Annotated in this window: 22 protein-coding genes and 1 riboswitch; of the genes, 8 read left to right on the forward strand and 14 right to left on the reverse strand. The window is 35.3% G+C overall.

Features of this window, described 5'->3' with window-relative positions:
- Together MKO96_RS09125 and MKO96_RS09130 are read right to left on the reverse strand one after the other, a co-directional pair.
- Nucleotides 1–4,877 (reverse strand): SpaA isopeptide-forming pilin-related protein (locus MKO96_RS09125; protein WP_240587299.1); only part of this gene is annotated, 4,877 nt, incomplete at its 3' end.
- A gap of 59 nt (nucleotides 4,878–4,936) precedes the next feature.
- Nucleotides 4,937–5,029, reverse strand: a riboswitch (cyclic di-GMP riboswitch).
- A gap of 171 nt (nucleotides 5,030–5,200) precedes the next feature.
- Entirely contained in the window at nucleotides 5,201–5,737 is a 537-nt protein-coding gene (locus MKO96_RS09130) for a TetR/AcrR family transcriptional regulator (protein WP_087979720.1), read from the reverse strand.
- Nucleotides 5,738–6,068: 331 nt separating this feature from the next.
- Between MKO96_RS09130 and MKO96_RS09135 the strand changes: the two genes are divergently transcribed.
- Nucleotides 6,069–6,452 (forward strand): hypothetical protein, encoded by a 384-nt coding sequence (locus MKO96_RS09135; protein ID WP_240587300.1) that lies wholly within the window; start codon nucleotides 6,069–6,071, stop codon nucleotides 6,450–6,452.
- Between the two features lie 73 nt (nucleotides 6,453–6,525).
- Here the strand turns inward: MKO96_RS09135 and MKO96_RS09140 are convergent, their stop codons facing one another.
- The 6 genes from MKO96_RS09140 to MKO96_RS09165 all read right to left on the reverse strand — a co-directional run bounded on the left by MKO96_RS09140 (nucleotide 6,526) and on the right by MKO96_RS09165 (nucleotide 10,070).
- Nucleotides 6,526–6,792, reverse strand: coding sequence for a CPCC family cysteine-rich protein (locus tag MKO96_RS09140; RefSeq protein WP_240587301.1), 267 nt, complete (start codon nucleotides 6,790–6,792; stop codon nucleotides 6,526–6,528).
- Nucleotides 6,789–7,226 carry a hypothetical protein gene (locus MKO96_RS09145; protein ID WP_240587302.1) on the reverse strand — a complete coding sequence of 146 codons (438 nt, stop codon included), beginning with the start codon at nucleotides 7,224–7,226 and terminating at the stop codon, nucleotides 6,789–6,791. The genes MKO96_RS09140 and MKO96_RS09145 overlap by 4 nt, the downstream gene beginning before the upstream one ends.
- Before the next feature lie 92 nt (nucleotides 7,227–7,318).
- Complete coding sequence (locus MKO96_RS09150; protein WP_087979717.1) at nucleotides 7,319–8,770, reverse strand: PH domain-containing protein; 1,452 nt, start codon at nucleotides 8,768–8,770, stop codon at nucleotides 7,319–7,321.
- A complete protein-coding gene (locus MKO96_RS09155) occupies nucleotides 8,763–9,239 on the reverse strand; it encodes a PH domain-containing protein (protein WP_240587303.1) in 477 nt (158 codons plus the stop codon). Before MKO96_RS09155 ends, MKO96_RS09150 begins: the two co-directional genes overlap by 8 nt.
- A 79-nt stretch (nucleotides 9,240–9,318) precedes the next feature.
- Entirely contained in the window at nucleotides 9,319–9,486 is a 168-nt protein-coding gene (locus MKO96_RS09160) for a hypothetical protein (protein ID WP_063222392.1), read from the reverse strand.
- Nucleotides 9,487–9,488: 2 nt separating this feature from the next.
- A complete protein-coding gene (locus MKO96_RS09165; protein WP_240587304.1) occupies nucleotides 9,489–10,070 on the reverse strand; it encodes a TetR/AcrR family transcriptional regulator in 582 nt (193 codons plus the stop codon).
- Nucleotides 10,071–10,226: 156 nt separating this feature from the next.
- Here MKO96_RS09165 and MKO96_RS09170 point away from each other — a divergent pair, with 156 nt between their 5' ends.
- Nucleotides 10,227–10,370 (forward strand): YjcZ family sporulation protein, encoded by a 144-nt coding sequence (locus tag MKO96_RS09170; RefSeq protein WP_240587305.1) that lies wholly within the window; start codon nucleotides 10,227–10,229, stop codon nucleotides 10,368–10,370.
- A gap of 39 nt (nucleotides 10,371–10,409) precedes the next feature.
- On the opposite strand, the gene ecsC is transcribed toward MKO96_RS09170, so the two are convergent.
- The 3 genes from ecsC to ecsA are packed head-to-tail and all read right to left on the reverse strand — an operon-like array spanning nucleotide 10,410 to nucleotide 13,078.
- On the reverse strand, nucleotides 10,410–11,117 hold the full coding sequence (ecsC, locus tag MKO96_RS09175; protein ID WP_000634133.1) for an ecs operon protein EcsC: 708 nt from the start codon (nucleotides 11,115–11,117) through the stop codon (nucleotides 10,410–10,412).
- 13 nt (nucleotides 11,118–11,130) lie between these two features.
- Nucleotides 11,131–12,342 (reverse strand): ABC transporter permease EcsB, encoded by a 1,212-nt coding sequence (ecsB, locus tag MKO96_RS09180; protein ID WP_240587306.1) that lies wholly within the window; start codon nucleotides 12,340–12,342, stop codon nucleotides 11,131–11,133.
- Nucleotides 12,335–13,078 (reverse strand): ABC transporter ATP-binding protein EcsA, encoded by a 744-nt coding sequence (ecsA, locus tag MKO96_RS09185; RefSeq protein WP_001292606.1) that lies wholly within the window; start codon nucleotides 13,076–13,078, stop codon nucleotides 12,335–12,337. Before ecsA ends, ecsB begins: the two co-directional genes overlap by 8 nt.
- A gap of 559 nt (nucleotides 13,079–13,637) precedes the next feature.
- On the opposite strand from ecsA, the gene MKO96_RS09190 reads away from it, so the two are divergent.
- From MKO96_RS09190 to MKO96_RS09200, 3 genes are all read left to right on the forward strand, one after another.
- On the forward strand, nucleotides 13,638–14,072 hold the full coding sequence (locus tag MKO96_RS09190) for an HIT family protein (protein ID WP_001016840.1): 435 nt from the start codon (nucleotides 13,638–13,640) through the stop codon (nucleotides 14,070–14,072).
- Nucleotides 14,073–14,257: 185 nt separating this feature from the next.
- Nucleotides 14,258–14,620 carry a YtxH domain-containing protein gene (locus MKO96_RS09195; protein WP_000030296.1) on the forward strand — a complete coding sequence of 121 codons (363 nt, stop codon included), beginning with the start codon at nucleotides 14,258–14,260 and terminating at the stop codon, nucleotides 14,618–14,620.
- 298 nt (nucleotides 14,621–14,918) lie between these two features.
- Entirely contained in the window at nucleotides 14,919–15,476 is a 558-nt protein-coding gene (locus MKO96_RS09200; RefSeq protein ID WP_000834920.1) for an HTH-type transcriptional regulator Hpr, read from the forward strand.
- A gap of 5 nt (nucleotides 15,477–15,481) precedes the next feature.
- Here MKO96_RS09200 and MKO96_RS09205 read toward each other — a convergent pair whose 3' ends face one another.
- Nucleotides 15,482–15,817 (reverse strand): DUF1878 family protein, encoded by a 336-nt coding sequence (locus MKO96_RS09205; RefSeq protein WP_087979707.1) that lies wholly within the window; start codon nucleotides 15,815–15,817, stop codon nucleotides 15,482–15,484.
- Nucleotides 15,818–15,935: 118 nt separating this feature from the next.
- Here MKO96_RS09205 and MKO96_RS09210 point away from each other — a divergent pair, with 118 nt between their 5' ends.
- On the forward strand, nucleotides 15,936–16,130 hold the full coding sequence (locus MKO96_RS09210) for a hypothetical protein (protein ID WP_000172690.1): 195 nt from the start codon (nucleotides 15,936–15,938) through the stop codon (nucleotides 16,128–16,130).
- A gap of 30 nt (nucleotides 16,131–16,160) precedes the next feature.
- Here MKO96_RS09210 and MKO96_RS29480 read toward each other — a convergent pair whose 3' ends face one another.
- Nucleotides 16,161–16,274 carry a hypothetical protein gene (locus MKO96_RS29480; RefSeq protein ID WP_002007073.1) on the reverse strand — a complete coding sequence of 38 codons (114 nt, stop codon included), beginning with the start codon at nucleotides 16,272–16,274 and terminating at the stop codon, nucleotides 16,161–16,163.
- Between the two features lie 279 nt (nucleotides 16,275–16,553).
- On the opposite strand from MKO96_RS29480, the gene prsA reads away from it, so the two are divergent.
- Nucleotides 16,554–17,420: a peptidylprolyl isomerase PrsA gene (gene prsA / locus MKO96_RS09215; protein ID WP_240587307.1), complete on the forward strand. Its 867-nt coding sequence runs from the start codon at nucleotides 16,554–16,556 to the stop codon at nucleotides 17,418–17,420.
- Between the two features lie 179 nt (nucleotides 17,421–17,599).
- On the opposite strand, the gene MKO96_RS09220 is transcribed toward prsA, so the two are convergent.
- Nucleotides 17,600–17,845 carry a cytoplasmic protein gene (locus MKO96_RS09220; RefSeq protein ID WP_240587308.1) on the reverse strand — a complete coding sequence of 82 codons (246 nt, stop codon included), beginning with the start codon at nucleotides 17,843–17,845 and terminating at the stop codon, nucleotides 17,600–17,602.
- Nucleotides 17,846–18,123: 278 nt separating this feature from the next.
- Here MKO96_RS09220 and helD point away from each other — a divergent pair, with 278 nt between their 5' ends.
- Entirely contained in the window at nucleotides 18,124–20,460 is a 2,337-nt protein-coding gene (gene helD / locus MKO96_RS09225) for an RNA polymerase recycling motor HelD (protein ID WP_240587309.1), read from the forward strand.
- The last annotated feature ends 71 nt before the right edge of the window (nucleotides 20,461–20,531 follow it).

A 20,531-nucleotide genomic window follows, 5' to 3' on the forward strand; every position in this document is an offset into this window, starting at 1 on the left:
GTTTCTGGTTTCTCTGGATCCGTTGTTTCTGGTTTCTCTGGATCCGTTGTTTCTGGTTTCTCTGGATCCGTTGTTTCTGGTTTCTCTGGGCCTGGTGGTGCTAAAGAAGTCAATTTGTTTAATACTTCTAATTGAACTGGACTTATCATTCCTTTTGTAATTTCAAATGGAATTGGATTAGTTAATTTTTCATAACCCTTTGGTGCTTCTACTTCTACAAGTGTGTAGTGACCTACAGATAAGTCTGAGACTTTCGCTTTTCCTTCTTTATCTGTTGTTACTTTCGTTACTACTTTTCCTTTTTCATCATGAACTTCAAACACTGCCCCTGATAATACATTCTTACTTTCAGCAGCCATTTTTGTAATTTCTACTGAACCTTTATCTAACTGTTCATTCTCTACTTTTAGTAATAAAACTTCTGTCATACCCTTTTTGATTTCAAATAATACTGGTTTTTCTAGCTTTTTATAACCTGGTAAACTTTCTACCTCTACTAATTTGTAACTCCCTACAGATAGATCTGAAACTTTCGCTTTTCCTTCTTTATCTGTCGTTACTTTCGTTACTACTTTTCCTTTTTCATCTTGCACTTCGAAGACTACGCCTTCTAATGCTTTTTGACTGTCTTTATCTACTTTTGCGATTTCTACTGAACCTTTATCTAACTGTTCATTCTCTACTTTTAGTGATAAAACTTCTGTCATACCTTTTTTGATTTCGAATGATACTGGCTCTGTTAGTTTTTTGTAGCCTGGTAAATTTTCTACTTCTACTAATTTGTAACTCCCTACAGATAGGTCTGAAACGTTTGCTTTTCCATCTTTATCTGTTGTTACTTTCGTTACCACTTTGCCTTTTTCATCTTGCACTTCGAAGACTACGCCTTCTAATGCTTTCTGACTGTCTTTATCTACTTTTGTAATTTCTACTGAACCTTTATCTAACTGTTCATTCTCTACTTTTAGTGATAAAACTTCTGTCATACCCTTTTTGATTTCAAATGATACTGGCTCTGTTAGTTTTTTGTAGCCTGGTAAATTTTCTACTTCTACTAATTTGTAACTCCCTACAGATAGGTCTGAAACGTTTGCTTTTCCATCTTTATCTGTTGTTACTTTCGTTACCACTTTGCCTTTTTCATCTTGCACTTCGAAGACTACGCCTTCTAATGCTTTCTGACTGTCTTTATCTACTTTTGTAATTTCTACATTACCCTTGTCTAACATTTCATTTTCGACTGTTAAAGCAAGAGATTTTGTCATACCTTTTTTGATTTGGAAAATAATTGGATCTACTAATTTCTTATATCCTTTTGGTGCTTTCACTTCTACTAACTTATATGCTCCAACTGATAAATTAGTAACTTGTGCTTGTCCTTTTTTATCTGTCGTCATTTTAGCCACTACTTGTCCGGCTTCATCTTGAATGTCAAATACTGCATCAGCTAAAACATCTTTATTTTCTTTGTCTACTTTTGTAATTTCTACATTTCCTGTATCCACTAATTCATTTTCGACTGTTAGCTTTAACGCTGTTACTCTACCCTTTTCAATTTCGAATGAAATTGGTTTTTCAAGTGGTTTGTATCCTGCTGGTGTTTCTACCTCCACCAACTCATACTTCCCAATAGATAAATCTGAAACGTTTGCTTTTCCATCTTTATCTGTTGTTACTTTCGTTACTACTTTTCCTTTTGAATCACGTACTTCAAATACAACATCTTTTAACGGTGCTTTACTATCTTTATCTATTTTTGTTATCTCTACATTCCCTGTATCCATCATTTCATTTTCTACTTTTAATGATAGAATCTCGGTCATACCTTTTTTAATTTCAAATGATACTGGTTCTTTTAGTTTTTTGTAACCTGGTAAACTTTCTACCTCTACCAATCCATACTTGCCTACAGGTAAATCTGAAACATTTGCTTTTCCATCTTTATCTGTTGTTACTTTTTTAACTTCGTTACCTTTCTCGTCTTGGACAACGAACGTTACTCCCGCTAACGGTGCTTTATTATCTTTGTCTACCTTTGTTATCTCTACATTCCCCGTATCTACCATTTCATTTTCTATTTTTAATGATAAGACCTCGGTCATGCCTTTTGTAATTTCAAACGATATCGGCTCTATTAATTTCTTATAACCTGGTAAGCTTTTCGTCTCTACTAATTTGTACTTTCCTACTGATAGATCTGAAACGGTTGCTTTTCCTTCTTTATCTGTCGTTACTTCCTTTACTACTGTTCCAACTTCATCTTGCACTTCAAAGACTACGCCTTTTAATGCTTTTTTGCTGTCTTTATCTACTTTTGTAATTTCTACTGAACCTTTATCTAACTGTTCATTTTCTACTTTCAATGATTGGACTGTTGTCATACCTTTTGTAATTTCGAATAATACTGGATCTGTTAGCTTTTTGTAGCCTGGTAAACTTTTCGTCTCTACTAATTTGTACTTCCCTACTGATAAATCAGAGATTTTTGCTTTACCATCTTTATCTGTTTTTACTTCTGTTACTACTTTGCCTTGCTCATCTTGCACTTCGAAGACTACGCCTTCTAATACTTTTTGACTATCTTTATCTATTTTTGTAATTTCTACTGAGCCTTTGTCTAACTGCTCATTTTCTACTTTTATTGCTAAAGCTTTTGTCATACCTTTTTTTATTTCAAATGGTACTGGTTCTGTTAGCTTTTTATAACCCGGTAAGCTTTTCGTCTCTACTAATTTGTACTTTCCTACTGATAGATCTGAAACGTTTGCTTTTCCATCTTTATCTGTTACTACTTTTCTTACTACTTCATCTTTCTCATCTTGGACTTCAAATTCGACACCCGCTAATACTGCCCCGTTTTCTTTGTCCACTTTTGTGATTTCTATATTACCTTTGTCAACCATTGCATTTTCCACTTGTATTGGGAATATGCCGTCCCCTGTTACATTTACTTCGAACTCTGTTTCTTTTAATTGATAGCCTTCAGGTGCTTTCGTTTCTTTTAAAATATATTTCCCTGGTGCTAACGGTTTAGAGATTGCCTTACCATCTTTATCTGTAACAATATGTTCGACTACTACACCGTCTTTTACTATATCAAACTCTGCATTTGCTAATGGTTTTTCACCATTTTCCGAATCAATTTTCTTTACTTCAATTTGACCCTTTTGCATAGTATTTTTAATTTCAATTGTTTTTGTTTCTCCAGCTTGAAGTGTAACCTCTACTGGGCTTGTTAATTTTTGATATCCTTCTGGTGCTACTGTTTCATAAACTTTATACGTCCCAGGAGCTAAAGTTTGAGGTACTGAAAAGCCTTTTTCGTCCGTTTTCAGTTTTGCAACAACTTCATTTGCACTATTTCGAACTTCAAATTCGGCACCTTTTAACCCTTTATTTGGATTCTCAGAATCTGTTTTATGAAGCGATACTGTACCATCTTTTGGAGCTTCAGGCGGCGTAATAGTTACTTCTTTTGATGTTAATGTTTTATCATCAAAATGTAATTCCGCTTTATTAGGAATCTTCTTATCTACGTAAGAAGATAAGTCTGCATTATTTTTGATTTTCGCCTTGATACTGAGATTAATTATCTGGTCTTCATATGACTTATAGTCAAAACTCTCACCAAACGTAAATGTTACTTCACTTCTTTGTTTATCTATATTTAACGTTCCTTTAGAAGTAATATCTTGGCCATTTTGATCATACACTTTTGCCTCTAATACTTCTAAAACATCTTCTAAATCATCACTAATTACCATAGATGTGTATTTAGGAGGATCGTTCGGTATATGTGTACCAACTTGGTATTGAATAACTTGATCCATTTGTGTTAACTGCTCATTCTCTACAAGCTTGCCATTCTCATCAACTATATTTTTTTCAATGCTAGGTGGATTATCGTCACCTGAACCGGATCCTCCCCCACCACTTACAAATACTTGTCCTACTTTTTCTTCAGTTTTAATATTTTTCCCTTCTAATTTCACTGTATTTTTATGAGGCTTTGCAGCGGGATTTGTCACCTTTGTTTTATATCTTAAAATATAGCCTTTTGAACTGTCTGGAAATTCAATTGTAAATCCAGCCTTTGTTGCATTTATTTTAATGTTAGATAAATCTGCTGGCTTAACATTTGTTGGTGCATAACCATCTTCAAATACAGCCTCTTCTAATACTACACTGTCGGTAATTAACTCATGCCCCGGTCCTAATGTATCTGTTAATTTAAGATCTTGCATTTCTGTTCCAGTTGCATTTACATATACAAGCCAATCAGCAATGGACGGATTTTCTTGATTATAAGAACCCCATTTCAATAGATTATCTGTATTGGGCTGTGGCTTCGGTCTCTCTGTCGTATTACTTACATTTACTTCTTTATTTACGATTTGACCATCAACGTTAAATTCTAATGGAATTTCTTTAACACCATCATATGCTTCTAGACCAAAGTAGAATTCTACGAATAAAGAACCTTTAATGTTATTCTTTCCTTCTACGTAATCACCCATAGTACACGTTAATAGACCCTTTTTCATCTCACATGTACCAACTGTTTTTCCTTCAGCATCTTTTAAAGGAAAACTCATATTCATAAGGTCTTTTCGAAACTCTTTTGGCATATCAATTGTGAATTGATCTCCACTTTTTATTTTTTCTTTAGCTGACCACTTCACTTCTACTTTCATACCATCTGAGGCTTGATATGGTTCAGATGTCGTGCCATCAGTACGGGAAATATTAATTTCGTCCACTGGACTTTTCATCACAGCAGCTTGAATAACTGGAGCCCACACATTTAGCACTGAAAATAATACTAGAAAAACTAATGAAACCATCGAAATATGCCTTTTAGTACTTTTCATTTGCATAATTCCCTCCTATTTTTTATATTTATATAACAAAAAAAGACCGTCCGGTTGCATCAAAAATGTGCAACCAGACGATCTTAGTAACCAATATGTATTACCGTAGACTCTAAGCTTTGCGGCCTATCCTTTCGAATAGTGTGCTAAAAATATTTTTTATTCTTTTTTTGTTTCATTTTCCTCTTAATCCAAATATTACTATACCGTCTGGACGGTTATAATTCAATACTCTATAAAATTGTTCTATTTTTCTAATAAAAAAAATAATTCACCAGTGCATTAAATAAGCAATGGTGAATTATTTTACATTATATAGTTCGTATATTCTATTTATATGAATTACAAATAAGAGCTTGAATTACTTTTTCTCTTAATTCGGGGCTTAGTCTTCCAACCCCTAAATATTCCGAATACCATAATCCATCTGCCGCTAATCTAATAATTGTGGCACAAACTGAATCTATCTCATCATTTTCTATTTTATTTTGCAGTTGCTGAAATGATTGTTGTAACGGTTCAAGTAATTCAGGTTTTAGCATTAATGCTGCCATCATACTACTACCCAGCTCTTCTACTCTTCTCTCATTACTTAATCTTTCCTCTACAAAAGAACGTACCCACCTTCCTTTCTTCTCTAAGTCTTCCGCAACCTTATTGTGAATAGCGTCTTGATACTCCTCCGTCCCTTTGAGTATCATGCCCTCTATTAAAGCTTCTTTAGTTGAAAAGTGATACAACAATCCACCTTTACTTATCCCCGCCTCTTTTGCTACCGCTTCTAAAGTTAACTTAGCAACCCCTTTACATTGCACAATTTGAGAAGCGGCTGCTAAAATCTTTTTCCTTGTTATACTTATACTCATTCCTTTTTAAAACCCCCATTTCTACTAAATTTATATAAATATGTATCTTATTTTTAATATCGCTGAGTAATAATAAATATTTTCTTTATACCACAAAGGCTTCATTACCTTTGAATTGTTCGTTGCTTCTTCTATTAAAAATTTCCATATCATTCAATATGATAACATTAAATACTCAAAGTTGACTATACATCTATACTTTTATATTCATTGAAAATATATCCATAAACACGAAATGTATAAAATTGATTATCCTTATATGTCTAATTTATAATTTAAAGAGGTTTATATTTTCATAAAAATAAAGTGAAATTTTATAAGGATGATTCCATTGAAAAAATTTTCTATTAGTTATTTAATATGCTTACTGGTTTTTTCTATCATTGTGAACGTTTTACAGTATACACTAGTTCCAAATTATGCTGACTCCTGGGGACCGATTTGGGTATCTATTATTATGTTTTCAATTCTTGGAAGCATCCCTGTTCTTATCGGTTGTTTATTTGGTGAATTTTGTTATAGAAAAATAAAAAGAAGTCACGAATTAAAAATTGGGATTCCTTTATTTATATTGTTAGGTATTTCCTACAATCATGTATTCTTTATGTGGTTTAACGACAGAGATTTTCTATCCTTTACTTTAGAAACCTTTCTGAATACTGGCCTTCCTATTACTGTATCATCTTTACTGTTTTATCTTATAAGACGGCGTTAATTCTTTCATCATTGCATAAAAAAATGTTATTACTCCTGTTACATTGATTAATAACATTTTTATTTTAAGCTATTTAACAAATTTGCTTCCAACTAGCATCCTTCACATCTTCACTAGTCGGTTTTCTAACTGATTTCACAAAACACTCCTCGCAAGCACCAAATGCAATGAAGTTTTTCTGTGCTTGTCTTAACGAGACTTCATTCGTCCCGCCTTCAAAGTCAGGATCGTTAAACTGGACCTCATCATCTTCCCAATAACATATATTACAAATTCCATATGTACCTGGTGGTTCTTCTTCTAATGTTTTATACCCGCAGCATGGACATGTGTATTTCATTCTGTCACTCCATTATTCATTTCTTTTTTCTCCCATATATTCCGGCCCACAAAGAATGTAACAGCGCAAATCATAGTTATTCCCATGAAAAAAATATTAGAAGCTTCATATGTAGTTGGAATTCCAACCGTTACGGAAACAATAGTAAAAGCTAAAAGTAAATATAATAATAAAGATATAATATAGCTTAGTTTAAATCGTAAAATGATAAATCTAAACAATAGCTCACCAAGTAGACAGCCGCCTAAAATAATAGGTACTCCGAAATACAATGTAAGGACTCCCATTTGCGCAGTAGATTGAATTATCTTACCAATTATGTTCGGCGAAGTCATCTCATCATTTCTTCCCACCCTATCAAATAAATCAAGTGCCGTTGCTGAAATAAAGAAACTTAATATAGAAAATGAATACGGTATTAAAAATTTGCTCACTCTCATTCACCTCGCTTTTCCTTCCACATATATTATTCATTATTTTCACATAAAAAAATAGCCCGCCTTCCGCAAAAGACGAGCCATTCTATTTAATTCTCACTTAATTTCTTCTTATACCAATCCTGCATTCTCTCCGCATCTTCTACTCTCGTATGCTCTAATTTATAATTCGATGATGCGTTAGAGAACTTATACGTACATAAATTTGCACGGCGCTGGAAATATGATTGTGTCTTTTCCATTGATTGGACGTGTCTTCTTCTAACAAGTCCTGTATATTTGCCGACGCTGCGATATACAAGCGTAATTTGCTCCCCGTTTACACCATAACCATTTGTTTTAAATGTTGCGTATCCAAGTGTAAAGATGAGAATCGCGAGCGGAATTAATGCCCACATGATAAAGTGCTTTTCAGAGTATATACTTATTCCAATAAGCGGGATTGCTAGCATTGCGAAAAAGATGAAACTATCAATGAGATAGCGGCGTAATGCTGCTTTTGGTAATGAAATAATGTTTGTATTCAGTTCGTATGGTAATTGTAAATGCGCGAGTAACTGTTGTACGCGATCTTTTCGAATGATAGGATGCAGTGTAACTTTTTCTTTCTCGTCACCCAGTCCTTTACTTTGAATGACTTCTACTTGCACAGCACAATAACCGAATGGCTGACGTAAAATACTTTCTTTTATCGTAATACCTTGAATACGATGCAATTTTAGTACGAGTTCTTTTTTCTCAAGTAACCCTTGCGAAATGCGGACTTCATCATTTCTTCGATTCACTGTGAAATCTCCATGTTTTAACGCGTAACCAATTGTCGATATAACCCACGAAAGGACGAGCAAAATAGCTATCATAAAAATCCAGCCATATATATCATGTTCCATTACATAAGACTTTACGCCATTCTCTATCCATTTCGGAATGTACTCATCTACTTGGTGATACACAAAAAAGATTAATGAGAATAATAGTCCAAACTGACCAGATGTAACAGAAGCTAATAAAATCTCTTTCCAAGTTAATTTGTACTCTGTCGCTTGCTTTTCTTCTGTAACGATTTCTTTTTCTACTGCATTTTCCGTTGCTTCGCCTAACGTTTCTTCTGCTTTCACTTCTGGAGTTGGCTCATTTAGCATTGCAATAAGCTCTGTTGCTTCTTCTACTGTAATTCCAGCTAAGCTTACTTCTGCATCGTCGCCTCCGCCAGCTGTTTCGATTTGAATTTTCTTTAAGCCAAGCATTTGATATAACACGTTAGAACTTGTATGAATCGTTTGCACACGTTCTTTATTTAAATAGCTCTCCTTCTTCACAAAGAGCCCTTGTTTCACATGTAATACGTTATTTTCAACCCAATATGTTGTGTAATACCACTTTTCAAACGCTGAAAAGACGGTGAGTAAACCGAATCCAGCAGGAATTAAATACCAAAACGGGAACTTTCCGTTTAAACTAAACATGAAAATAATGAGTGGTATAAAATCTGTTATTTTTAATTCTAATAACATCGTGATTGGATGCTGCCTCTTATACATCCTCATCACTCACTTTCGCTAATTCTGCGATTTTCGTTTTCAACATTTCTGCTTCATACATCGTTAAGCCTGGGATGCTGTGAGAAGTTGCCGCTGTTGAAATGTGTAATTCTGCTAATCCATATTTTCTCATAATCGGCCCTTGTTCAATCGTAACGTGCTGTACACGAATCATCGGTACTAATACGCGCTTTACGACGAAAAGACCATGCTGAATTTCAAGTTCTTCTTCATTTAGTTGGTAGCTGTAATAACGCTGACGAAGTTTTGGGAATACAAAGTACGAAAACGGTGCTAGCGCAACTGTTAACCCAACCATCACATACAAAATCCACGCCCACCAATCAAACTTTATCATGAGGAAAAGGTAAGCTAAAATGACAAGAATACCGATCCCTTCTTCAATTACAGCACGAACTTTCCACACCTTGACCATGTCAGGGTGAATTTTATTTTTCAATGGATCCATGTAACCACTCCAAATCTAGTAATCTAATATATGAATACTCTCAATCTATATTTTACATAACTTTACAGAAAATTGTAATTTAATTATCTTTCTTCTCAGGAATAAAATATCCGAACCAAAGTAACCAAATGAAACCGATTAACTTAAGCCAACTTCCATCCGCTTGAAAAGCTTCAATCATACCTGGTATTTTATAAATCCCAATGAATCCGAGAAAACCGAGCCACCAGTTTTTTTGCATTTTCACTTTTATTCCTCCTTCATTACGTTTTTCACATTTCGAATCCAAATTTCTTTATACTTTAACTCGAATCCCATGAGCATGTAATTACTCATATTATCGATCACGAGCGCTAACGTATGAGCATTTTCTTCCGTTGCATGTTGTGACACAACGTCAAGTTCCACACCTTTCTTCAATAAATCGTGGAAACCATTTAAGAAATCTTCTTGTATTTCAAATAAGCGTTTCTGATACTTTTCATTTCGCGATGCAGTTACGATGAATTCATTTATGACGCGTAGTATGCCTTCTTGTCCTTCATACTCAGACAGCATATGTAAACCATCGGCAATTAATTTTTCTGCAAAGTTCTCTTTCGTATATTGCTCTTTATCGAAGTAACTTGCAAAATGGTACCCAGAAAAAATTTCTTCAAATAAAAAATCAACTAACGCTTCTTTAGAAGAAAAATGATAATAAATAGCCGGTTTTGAAATACCTACCTCTTTCGCGATCATGGAAAGGCTCATCTTCTCAATACCGTGCTCTGCCATGAGTTTAAATGATGCCTCGACAATGTTTTGCGATGTTTGTAAATTCTTTGTCATACTGTACCTCACTTATTTTTACTTACCGGTCGGTAAATAAATTATAAAATGAAACGAAATGATTTGCAAGTTAGTTAACGCTGCAGAAGGAATTTATTGGTAAATATAGAAAAGTATAAAGTAAAAGCAACATATAACAATAAGGAGGACATTCCTATGGGACTTGGCGGTAAAGGCGGTAGTGGTGGCACTGGCGGCGGTGAAGCTGGACAAGATGGTAAGAGCGGATTTCCATTCATCATTGTACTCTTTGTCGTATTGATTATAGTCGGAGTTAGCTATATCGGAATTAACTTCTAAAGAAAGCATCCTAAATTACACATTTAGGATGCTTTCTTTTTAATTTCTATTCAGCAATCGCATACGATAACAATTCATCGTCACTTCTCCGAGTCTTTGCAGTAATTGATAGTTCGCATATGCGCCGACCGGGGCACCGATTATTGGTACGAGCTGAAGCATTTTTGCTAAATCGATATAGTCTCGGTACTCTGTTTGGAACTTTTCCCAGTCCATATGATTTTCTTCTTCTGTATCCCACGTTTCAATTGCTTTCCATATTTCTTTTCGGTGGTCGTCACTTGAAAAGGCAAGTTGAAAAACGTGAAGGATAAAAAGGCGCTCCTCTTTGTTACTCGTATCAAATCCGTACAACGTTGCTGCATCGAATAAAAATTTAATTTTAATGCCGAGTAAAAGCGGAAAGTCGGCAAGGCCAAGGAGAATACCACCTGCTCCCGTTCCAGCCCCTTCTGCCGCTGCTATTTTTTTGTACTCATCCATTTTTTTACGTACTTCGTCGTCTCTTCTTTGCAATGACCAGTTCGTCTCTTTTAATTTCGGCTTTATAAAGTTTGATCCGGCACTAATCGTTTGCACCATCATCCGAATCGTTTCCGTTAATACTTTTTGCACTTTCGCCGGAATAAGCTGTTGTACTTTCGTCTGCACTTTCTTAGAGAACCGTGTCATCATAGAAGAATCTTTCATGAATGTAGCTTTCCACTGCTCCAATTCTTTTATAACCTTCTCTTCGTATGTAATCATAGGTTCATTCCCTTCAATTTAAACGCTCAATACGTTTCGCCCCGTATTGATAAACGAAACCGATACTAAATACTATGCTTACGACTAGTAAAATTCCCGTCATCATGAAATCTTTCGTCGCAAGGGCGAATATAACTGTAAATACAACGCTGCCGGTAATAAGGATCGCATTTAATAAGACAAGAAAATCTTTCTTCTTCTCTTCTCCCCCTACCGGATACAAATCAAGCCAAATCTTCATGCGGTTATGTTTCCATAAAGTTAATAACTGATAACCGATTAAGTATAGGAAAATAAGGCTTACGATAAATCGTCCATATAAAAACGGAATGAAGTAAAGAATAACTCCTCCAAGAGCGAGCAAACGCACATATAAGCCGAAATAGTTACCAGATCGTAAAAACGTTCTCGTATATAAGTATAAATATGTACGCTTTTCACCGATCATCGAAAGAATGAAATCAAGCCATTTTCTACGTGCTACTCTTTCTTTTAATGCTGGTACATCAATGAACATATTCGCGATGCGGTACAACAGCATCATTTTCTTACCTTCTTCAGAAATTAAATACTCCCAGTTTAGCGGCTTTCCCTTCACCATTTGATGCAGTACTACGAGGTATAACACCATGAGAAGGACGATTCCGCCAACAAAAATAATGGAAGTACGCTCTACAAGGAAGTACACAAATAAGCCGTTTAAAATAAAACGAATGAACCAATCAGCTCTTTGTATATTTTGATCTGTTAAAAATGATTTTTCCCATGCTACGAATAAGTTCCACGCTTTTACAATGACAAACGCGAGTACAATCCATATGTAAGCCGCTCCTGTTTGCTTCATTTGCTGGAAGTATAACGGAGCAAGCGCTGCCGCTACGATTGCGATTATGTATAACTGAATCATAAACGTAAAGAGAAATGCCTTTGTAAAGTAAGGTTTTAACTTTTCTTCAACTGGCAGTAAGTAAACGAGATCCGCTTCTTTTAATAACGTTTGAATGGATCCGGCCGTTAATACGAGACCGAGCAACACTGCCATAACGAGCGCTGTCGGAAACGAAGGTGTTAACGTTTGTAACCATTGCTGGTAATAATACGCTCCTGCGCCGATGATGAATACGAAAATAAATTTCAAATGATCATTAAATACGTATTTACTATATGTACGAACTTCTTTTAGAAAGTGACGAAATCGTTCTTTCCATAATGCTGTGCTATTCATAATCTTCTTCCTTCGTTAATGCAATATAAATATCATCTAGCGTTGCACCTGGCATATTAAAATCGGATTGCAGCTCAGATAATGTTCCTTTCGCTCTTACTTCGCCTTGATGCAAAATAATAAACGAATCACAATAACGCTCTGCCGTCGCTAAAATATGTGTACTCATTAAGATTCCTGCACCGCTCTTTTTCATTTGATCCATCATTTGAAGTAGGGATTGAATCGCTAACGGATCCAGCCCAACGAACGGTTCGTCCACAATGTACAGAGATGGTTCCACTAAAAACGCACTCATAATCATTACTTTTTGTTTCATCCCTTTTGAGAAATGAGACGGAAACCATTTTAAACGATTTTTCATGCGAAATTCTTGTAATAGTTGTCCTACACGTTCTTCATATTGTTGTTCATCGACACCGTACGCCATCGCCGTTAACTTCAAATGTTCTTCTAGCGTTAGCTCGTCATATAATACTGGTGTTTCTGGGATGAACGAAAAACTAGAACGGTACGCTGTCATATCATCACGAATTGTTTTCCCATTAATCGTGACAGTTCCTTTTTTCGGTTCCATTAAACCGATAATATGTTTAATCGTCGTACTCTTCCCGGCTCCATTTAAACCGATTAAGCCGACAAGTTCGCCTTTATTCACAGAGAACGAAACATCTTTTAGTACAGGTCGTTTCGTATATCCTCCTGTAACATTTTCTACACGCAATAACTCGCTCATACGACACCACTTTCTTCATTAGTATTCATTCTATATTCATCTTACCAAAAATGGCGCTGTACTACATAGTATCGATGCCCTTAAAAAAAATTTAAATTTGTTAGCATATATTTTTACGAAAGCGGACATCATAATTAGTGAAGAAGGAACACATTGAAAAAGCAACCACCAATTGATGAGTACAACAACATAGTGAAGTCATCATGAAATGGGGTGTCCATGTTGGACAAAGAAATTTACACATAACCAGATCATTTGTTTCATTTTAGAAACGGGGTGTCTCCGAAAGAGCATATACTGTTTTAAAAAATAAACAATTTCCTTTTATAAAGATTGCAATTCATTTCACTTGAAAATGGGGTGTCTACGGCAGAAACTTTAGCCGATTTACCGTGCATTTCTTAAATAAATGAGGTGTCTGCGAAACGTAAATTACGATAATGCTTTTTCAATCCCTCTTCAGAAAACAGGAAGCTGAGTCAGCTTCCTGTTTTTCGTGTTTGTTCTCTTATATAATTATGGTAAAATACGGCTAAGGCTACTCGAAAGGATGAGATCAATGAACCATACAGCGGACAATTGTATTTTTTGTAAAATTATTGACGGGCAAATCCCTTGCTCAAAAGTATACGAAGATGAACATGTGCTTGCATTTTTAGATATTAGTCAAGTAACAAAAGGACATACTCTTGTTATTCCAAAAGTTCACAAACAAGACATTTTTGCGTTAACGCCAGAAATCGCATCACACATTTTTTCTGTCGTTCCGAAAATCGCAAATGCGATTAAAGCAGAGTTTAATCCAGTTGGCTTTAACCTACTTAACAATAACGGTGAAAAAGCTGGACAAACTGTGTTCCACTTCCACCTTCATTTAATTCCACGCTACGGTGAAAACGATGGTTTCGGTGCTGTTTGGAAATCACATCAAAATGAATACACAATGGAAAATTTACAAAACATCGCAAGTACAATTGCAAATAGTGTGAAATAATGACACTATAATAAGAAGTAATACATAACAAGCCAATTCCCTAAAGTAATTACATATTGCACGGCTTGTTTCTCCATTCAAGATGCCGGGGACTGTGCACTGCACACTTTTCTTTCCCTTGTCTTAAAGATATGCATATTTCTTCACATCATGAATACGAACAAAAAATAAGGAGGTTTCCTTTTATGTCAAAAGCTAAATCCTTTATTACAGGTGTCATTTGCGGCGGAGCAGTTGCTGGATTAGCCGTTCTTTTCTCTACTCCTTCTTCTGGTAAAGCTATGCGCGGTAAGCTGAAAGAAAAAGGAACTGATATTAAAAAGACTTTAGCTGATATTACAGCTGATACAAAATTATTAAAACGTCAAATCGTTGAAACTGCTTCAGAAGGTAAAGAAGTGTTTCAAGAATTAAAAGACGATATGCAAGACACGCTTTCGAACTGGAAGCAAGATATTTCTCAAAACAAGCGCCATATTGAGAAAGAAATTTTGGACATTCAAAAATCAATTGAGAAACTACAAGAAGCTGTTCCGGAAAAAGCGTAAACAAATTCCTGCTTAGTTTTTTGCATATAACAAATATTTTTTATATAAATTGACCTTAACACGGCATATCACATAGATATGCCGTGTTTTTATGCATTTACAATATATGTTATCACTTAACATGTAAGGACAACACATGTATTCACGACTCATAAAACGCTTCCATAGTTATGCATGATTTGTATAGAATGTCATTTTTCCGAAAAATTTTCACAATTCTCACAAAAAGACTTTATTAATTTTTACTTTACTGGCATAATAGATAGTAATGAAAAAGAATGTTAAAGTGGGTGAGTAAATGAAAAGTGGAGAAAAAGATTACTCGGTAAAAGAAGCGATGATTTTCAGCCAACGCATTGCTCAATTATCGAAAGCGTTATGGAAATGCGTAGAGAAAGATTGGCAACAGTGGATTAAGCCTTACGATTTAAACATTAATGAGCATCATATTTTGTCAATCGCTTATCATTTAAAAGGGGCTTCTATTTCTGAGATTGCTAAGTTTGGAGTTATGCACGTATCAACGGCGTTTAACTTCTCGAAAAAGCTGGAAGAACGCGGCTATCTTGTATTTTCGAAAAAAGAAGATGATAAACGAAATACGTACATTGAGATTACAGACAAAGGGGAAGAATTACTACTTCGCTTAATGGAGGAGTATGATCCTGAAAATAACTCTGTGTTTAATGGGGCTCTTGCACTTCGTAATTTTTACGGTAAGTTCCCAGAAAATATCGAACTTATCGCTATCTTGCGCAACATTTACGGACAAGACTTCATCGATATTTTTGAGAAATCATTAGAGAATATTGAGGAGAATTTTACGGAATCCGATCAGAAGTTAGTTAAGAAGTAATCTATTTATTTTTTCGCAATCATGCTTAAGAATTCATTCATAAGCGGGTTAAATAAACCTTGTTTTGCTAGCGCTTCCGCAGTTTCGTGTACTTCGAGCTGATGTGGAAGCGCTTTTTCAAATTGATCTAACAGCGCATCGAACAAAAGAAGCCCTTCTGCTTTCTCCACTACATATTGCTCGTTCAATATTTCACAAAGATGTAGTATACGTTCAATGTCTTTTTTACGAGCTTTTTTCTTTATGATCAAAGAATAAAATGGACACTTTTCTTCATCAATCATTTTAAATAGTAGGTCTACGTAGTATTCAGCTTGTTCTAATCTTCTAACAACGTCCATTTTCTCCCTCTCTTTCTAACACAAAGTCTTCTATTTCTGAATTTTATAACACGAACAAAATATCGTATGATACAATATATAAAGTATATGTATTTTAGCCAAAAGGAGGTCTCGCCTCATGACACTTATAACAGTTGTTTTTGTCGCATTCGCACTTCTTGTTATATTTTACACGAATTTCATGACACATACACTGTGTGAACGAAAACAAATAGCTGCGAGCCGCCAACCCGGTGTCTTTCGGGTTATTAATGTATGTATAACAATTTTATTAATTTCTAGTTATATAGAAATTATATTTCATGGAAAGTGAGGAAGGAAGCCCCTTCCTCACTTTTTTCCTCTATAAGCAAATTATACCTACTATAACCAATAAAATAAACAGTACAAGTAATAAAATAAGTTGAGAATTCATCCCCATCCCCTCCTCTTTTCTGTATATGCGACATGCGCCCAATATGGAACACCTTCAAAATCTGACACGTACTGGTTAATTTTTCTTTATCAATATGAAATCGAGTCGAAATATGATATATTAAATTTTGTACATATTGCTTATACTATGAAATAAATGACACGCATCTTAACTTTATCCTCAGCCTCGGTAAGCCCTGTTAAGCGCGCTTTACCAATATACAAAGCAAAAGTATCAGTGAGACTTAATCGGGCTCTTATGAACTAAAATTCATTGGTGTAGGATAAATTAAAAATACATAATAGTAGGAGTGTTTATTGAATGAAGAAAGCTATGCTTGCCTTAGCCGCAACAAGTGTAATCGCATTATCAGCATGTGGAACAGGATCATCATCAGACAAAATCGTTACATCTAAAGCTGGTGACATTACAAAAGACGAGTTCTACAATCAAATGAAGACACAAGCTGGTAAACAAGTACTAAACAACATGGTTATGGAAAAAGTACTTATTAAAAACTACAAAGTTGAAGACAAAGAAGTAGACAAAAAGTTCGATGAAATGAAAAAACAATACGGTGATCAATTCGATACACTATTAAAACAACAAGGTATTAAAGAAGAAACTTTAAAAACTGGTGTGCGTGCTCAATTAGCTCAAGAAAAAGCTATCGAAAAAACAATCACTGATAAAGAATTAAAAGATAGCTACAAGCCTGAAATTAAAGCAAGCCACATTCTTGTAAAAGATGAAGCAACTGCTAAAAAGGTGAAAGAAGAACTTGGACAAGGTAAATCTTTCGAAGAGTTAGCGAAACAATACTCTGAAGATACTGGTTCAAAAGAAAAAGGTGGCGACTTAGGATTCTTCGAACGTGGTAAAATGGTTAAAGAATTCGAAGATGCTGCTTATAAACTGAAAAAAGATGAAGTAAGCGAGCCTGTAAAAACACAATTTGGTTACCACATCATTAAAGTAACAGACATTAAAGAACCAGAAAAATCATTTGAGCAATCAAAAGCTGACCTGAAAAAAGAGTTAGTTGCGAAGAAAGCACAAGACGGCGAATTCATGAACGATCTTATGATGAAAGAAATCAAAAAAGCTGACGTAAAAGTTGACGATAAAGATTTAAAAGATCTTTTCAAAGAGCAAAAAGCTGACGCTAAAAAAGACGAAAAGAAATAATGAAAAGCTCGGGATTAGCCCGAGCTTTTTTGTTTGCCCTCTCTTCGTGATACTTTGCGTCTAGATTTGATAAATGAAATTATATGGTTAGTTCCCCTATTTTACAGAATAGATAATGTCTCGTTTTATGGATCGTGTACAATCTTAGTTAACAGAAGTTGATTTTGTCATTCATTTAACTAAAACCATCTTTTATGCATTTCACTTAAAAACTTTTCTGTTATTTTAAATCCAGAACTTTCTCCGATAATAGAGTCAATCCCACAATGCGGACAAACTGCTGTGTTATCATCATCCCACCACTCTGTAATTTTTTCTGGATGGAAAATTTCTAAACAATAGAAACAACCACATATAACATCCTTTTCTAAGTGCTTTCTATTACGAGAACAAAAACGATGTGCTTCCTCAAAATATTTTTCCATCAGTATCCCCTATTCCTGATTTTCTTCTTTGGTTTACTTACATTCTCCTCAATAAAATTACAATTCTCCCTTAAAGAAAAACACAAAAAAACCTTGATTCACGCTACACAGAACCAAGGTTTATCTTATTATCATTGATTAAATTAAAAAACTATGTTAAATTAGTACAGAAACACGTTTTCAAAAATATACAGAGCGTATTTATCCGTATCTTAATTGTACACCAAAATACATCTTCAGTCAACCTCTATTTTTCACTTTTAAAGGAGTGCTTACGTATGAACAAAAAACTTGATTTAGAGCAAAAACGATTGGATACCGTAATAGAAACGATTACGGCGCAAATTGATAAACTGGAAAACGAAACTGGCAGACGCCGGGCAGAAGTAATCCATATTCGTAAACATTTCTGGGATGACGTGAAAGTGAATACTGATACTTTCGATGATTATCTTGAAACAGTTATCAACTTAAGACAACAAGCTCAGTCACTAGCTGTCACACAAATTACCCATAAGCACACCTTTAATCGACTTGCTGCACTAAGACGCATGCATAAAGCACCTTACTTTGGGCGAATTGATTTCAAAGAAGAAGGAGAATCTGCTGCGGAGCAAATTTATATCGGCGTAGCTACACTTACTGATGCAAGCGGAGAAAACTTTCTTATATATGACTGGCGTGCACCCATTTCGAGTGTGTACTACGATTATCCACCAGGACCGGCTGAATACAGTACACCAGGCGGCGTAATTCACGGTAATGTGGAGAAAAAATTACAATACATTATTCAAAATGGCGAGATTGATTCTATGTTCGATACGAGCCTTACAATTGGCGATGAAATTTTGCAACAAGCGCTCGGAAAAGGTACGAACAAACATATGCAAAGCATCGTCGCTACAATTCAGCGCGAGCAAAATGAAATTATCCGTCACGATGAAGGTCGACTACTTATCGTGCAAGGAGCTGCTGGTAGCGGCAAAACGTCAGCTGCCCTGCAACGAATCGCCTACTTACTATATAAATATCGCGAATGGCTAAAAGCTGATCAAATTATTCTCTTCTCCCCTAACTCTATGTTCAACAGCTACGTATCTAACGTACTACCTGAACTCGGTGAAGAAAATATGCAGCAAGTGACATTCCAAGAATATTTAAACCATAGACTAAGCAAGTCATTTGATGTTGAAGACCCTTATGAACAATTAGAATATATGTTAACTGAAACGAATAGCCCTACCTATAAAACGAGAAATGCGAGCATTCGATTTAAAGCTTCTACCCAATTTTTCGAGATGATTAGGGCGTACAGACAATCTCTTGAATCTTCGGGCATGCTATTTAGAGGTATGAAATTTAGAGGAAAATTAATTGTCTCTGCTAAAGAAATTACAGAGCAATTTTACAATACCGACTCCTCCCTCCGTTTCCATAATCGAATTGAAAAGTTAACAGATTGGCTAAATAAACAAATAGATGCAATTGAAAAAACAGAACTGAAAAAGCCTTGGGTAGAAGAGGAAATTGAATTACTGAGTAAAGATGAATACCAAAAGGCTTATAAATATTTACAGAAAAAAGGCGAGTTTGAAGACAACTCCTTTCATGATTTTGAGAAAGAAACGAAAGTACTTGGACGTATGATTGTCCGTAAAAAATTGAAGCCGCTTCGTAAAGGCGTTCAAACATTGCGCTTCATCAATTTCACAGGCATATATAAACAACTCTTCACAGATGCATCATGGGTTACTGAGGAAAAACCGAAAGAATGGGATGACATTTGCTCATTAACAGTAAACACGCTCGATGAAGGAAAGCTATATTACGAAGATGCGACTCCATTTTTACTTTTAAAAGAATTAATTGAAGGCTTCCAAACGAATAGATCGATTAAACATGTACTCGTAGACGAAGCACAAGATTATTCCCCGTTTCAGTTCGAGTTTCTAAAACGTCTCTTCCCTGCCGCAAGAATGACGGTACTCGGAGACTTTAACCAAGCGATATTTGCACATGCGAGTGAAGCAGTGAATTTCAATACACTTACTAGTTTATACGGACCAGATGAAACGAACGGTATTAACTTAACTCGTAGCTATCGCTCAACAAAACCAATTATTGAATTTACACGCGCTCTCGTACCAGAAGGAAAAAATATTCACGCCTTTGAACGTGACGGCGAGAAACCTACAGTGACGAAAGTATCGAATGACAGCGAACTGCACGAGCATATTACTGCCAAAGTTGCTGCACTACAAAAACAACAGCACAATACGATCGCAATTATATGTAAATCTGCAGCTGAAAGCGCCGCTGCCTACGAAGCACTTCGTCATATCGACAATATTAAACTTGTGAAAAGTAACTCAGCCGAGTATGAGCAAGGCATTGTCGTGATTCCTGCTTACTTAGCGAAAGGTATCGAATTTGACGCTGTTATTATTTACGATGCTTCTAAAGATGTGTACAGTGATGAGAGCGTACGTAGATTGTTCTACACTGCTTGTACGCGCGCGATGCATGAGTTACAACTTTATAGCGTTGGCGAGGTTAGTCCTTTTATACTTGGGGCTGATTCGGAGAGTTTTGAGCTTATAACGAAAACACCTTGATGATTCAAGGTGTTTCTTTTTTTGCGCAGGGTTTACACCTTTAAAATAGAATATATCAGTTTAGAAAAAGC

It is taken from the genome of Bacillus sp. ES1-5 (assembly GCF_022487605.1).
GTDB lineage: Bacteria > Bacillota > Bacilli > Bacillales > Bacillaceae_G > Bacillus_A > Bacillus_A wiedmannii.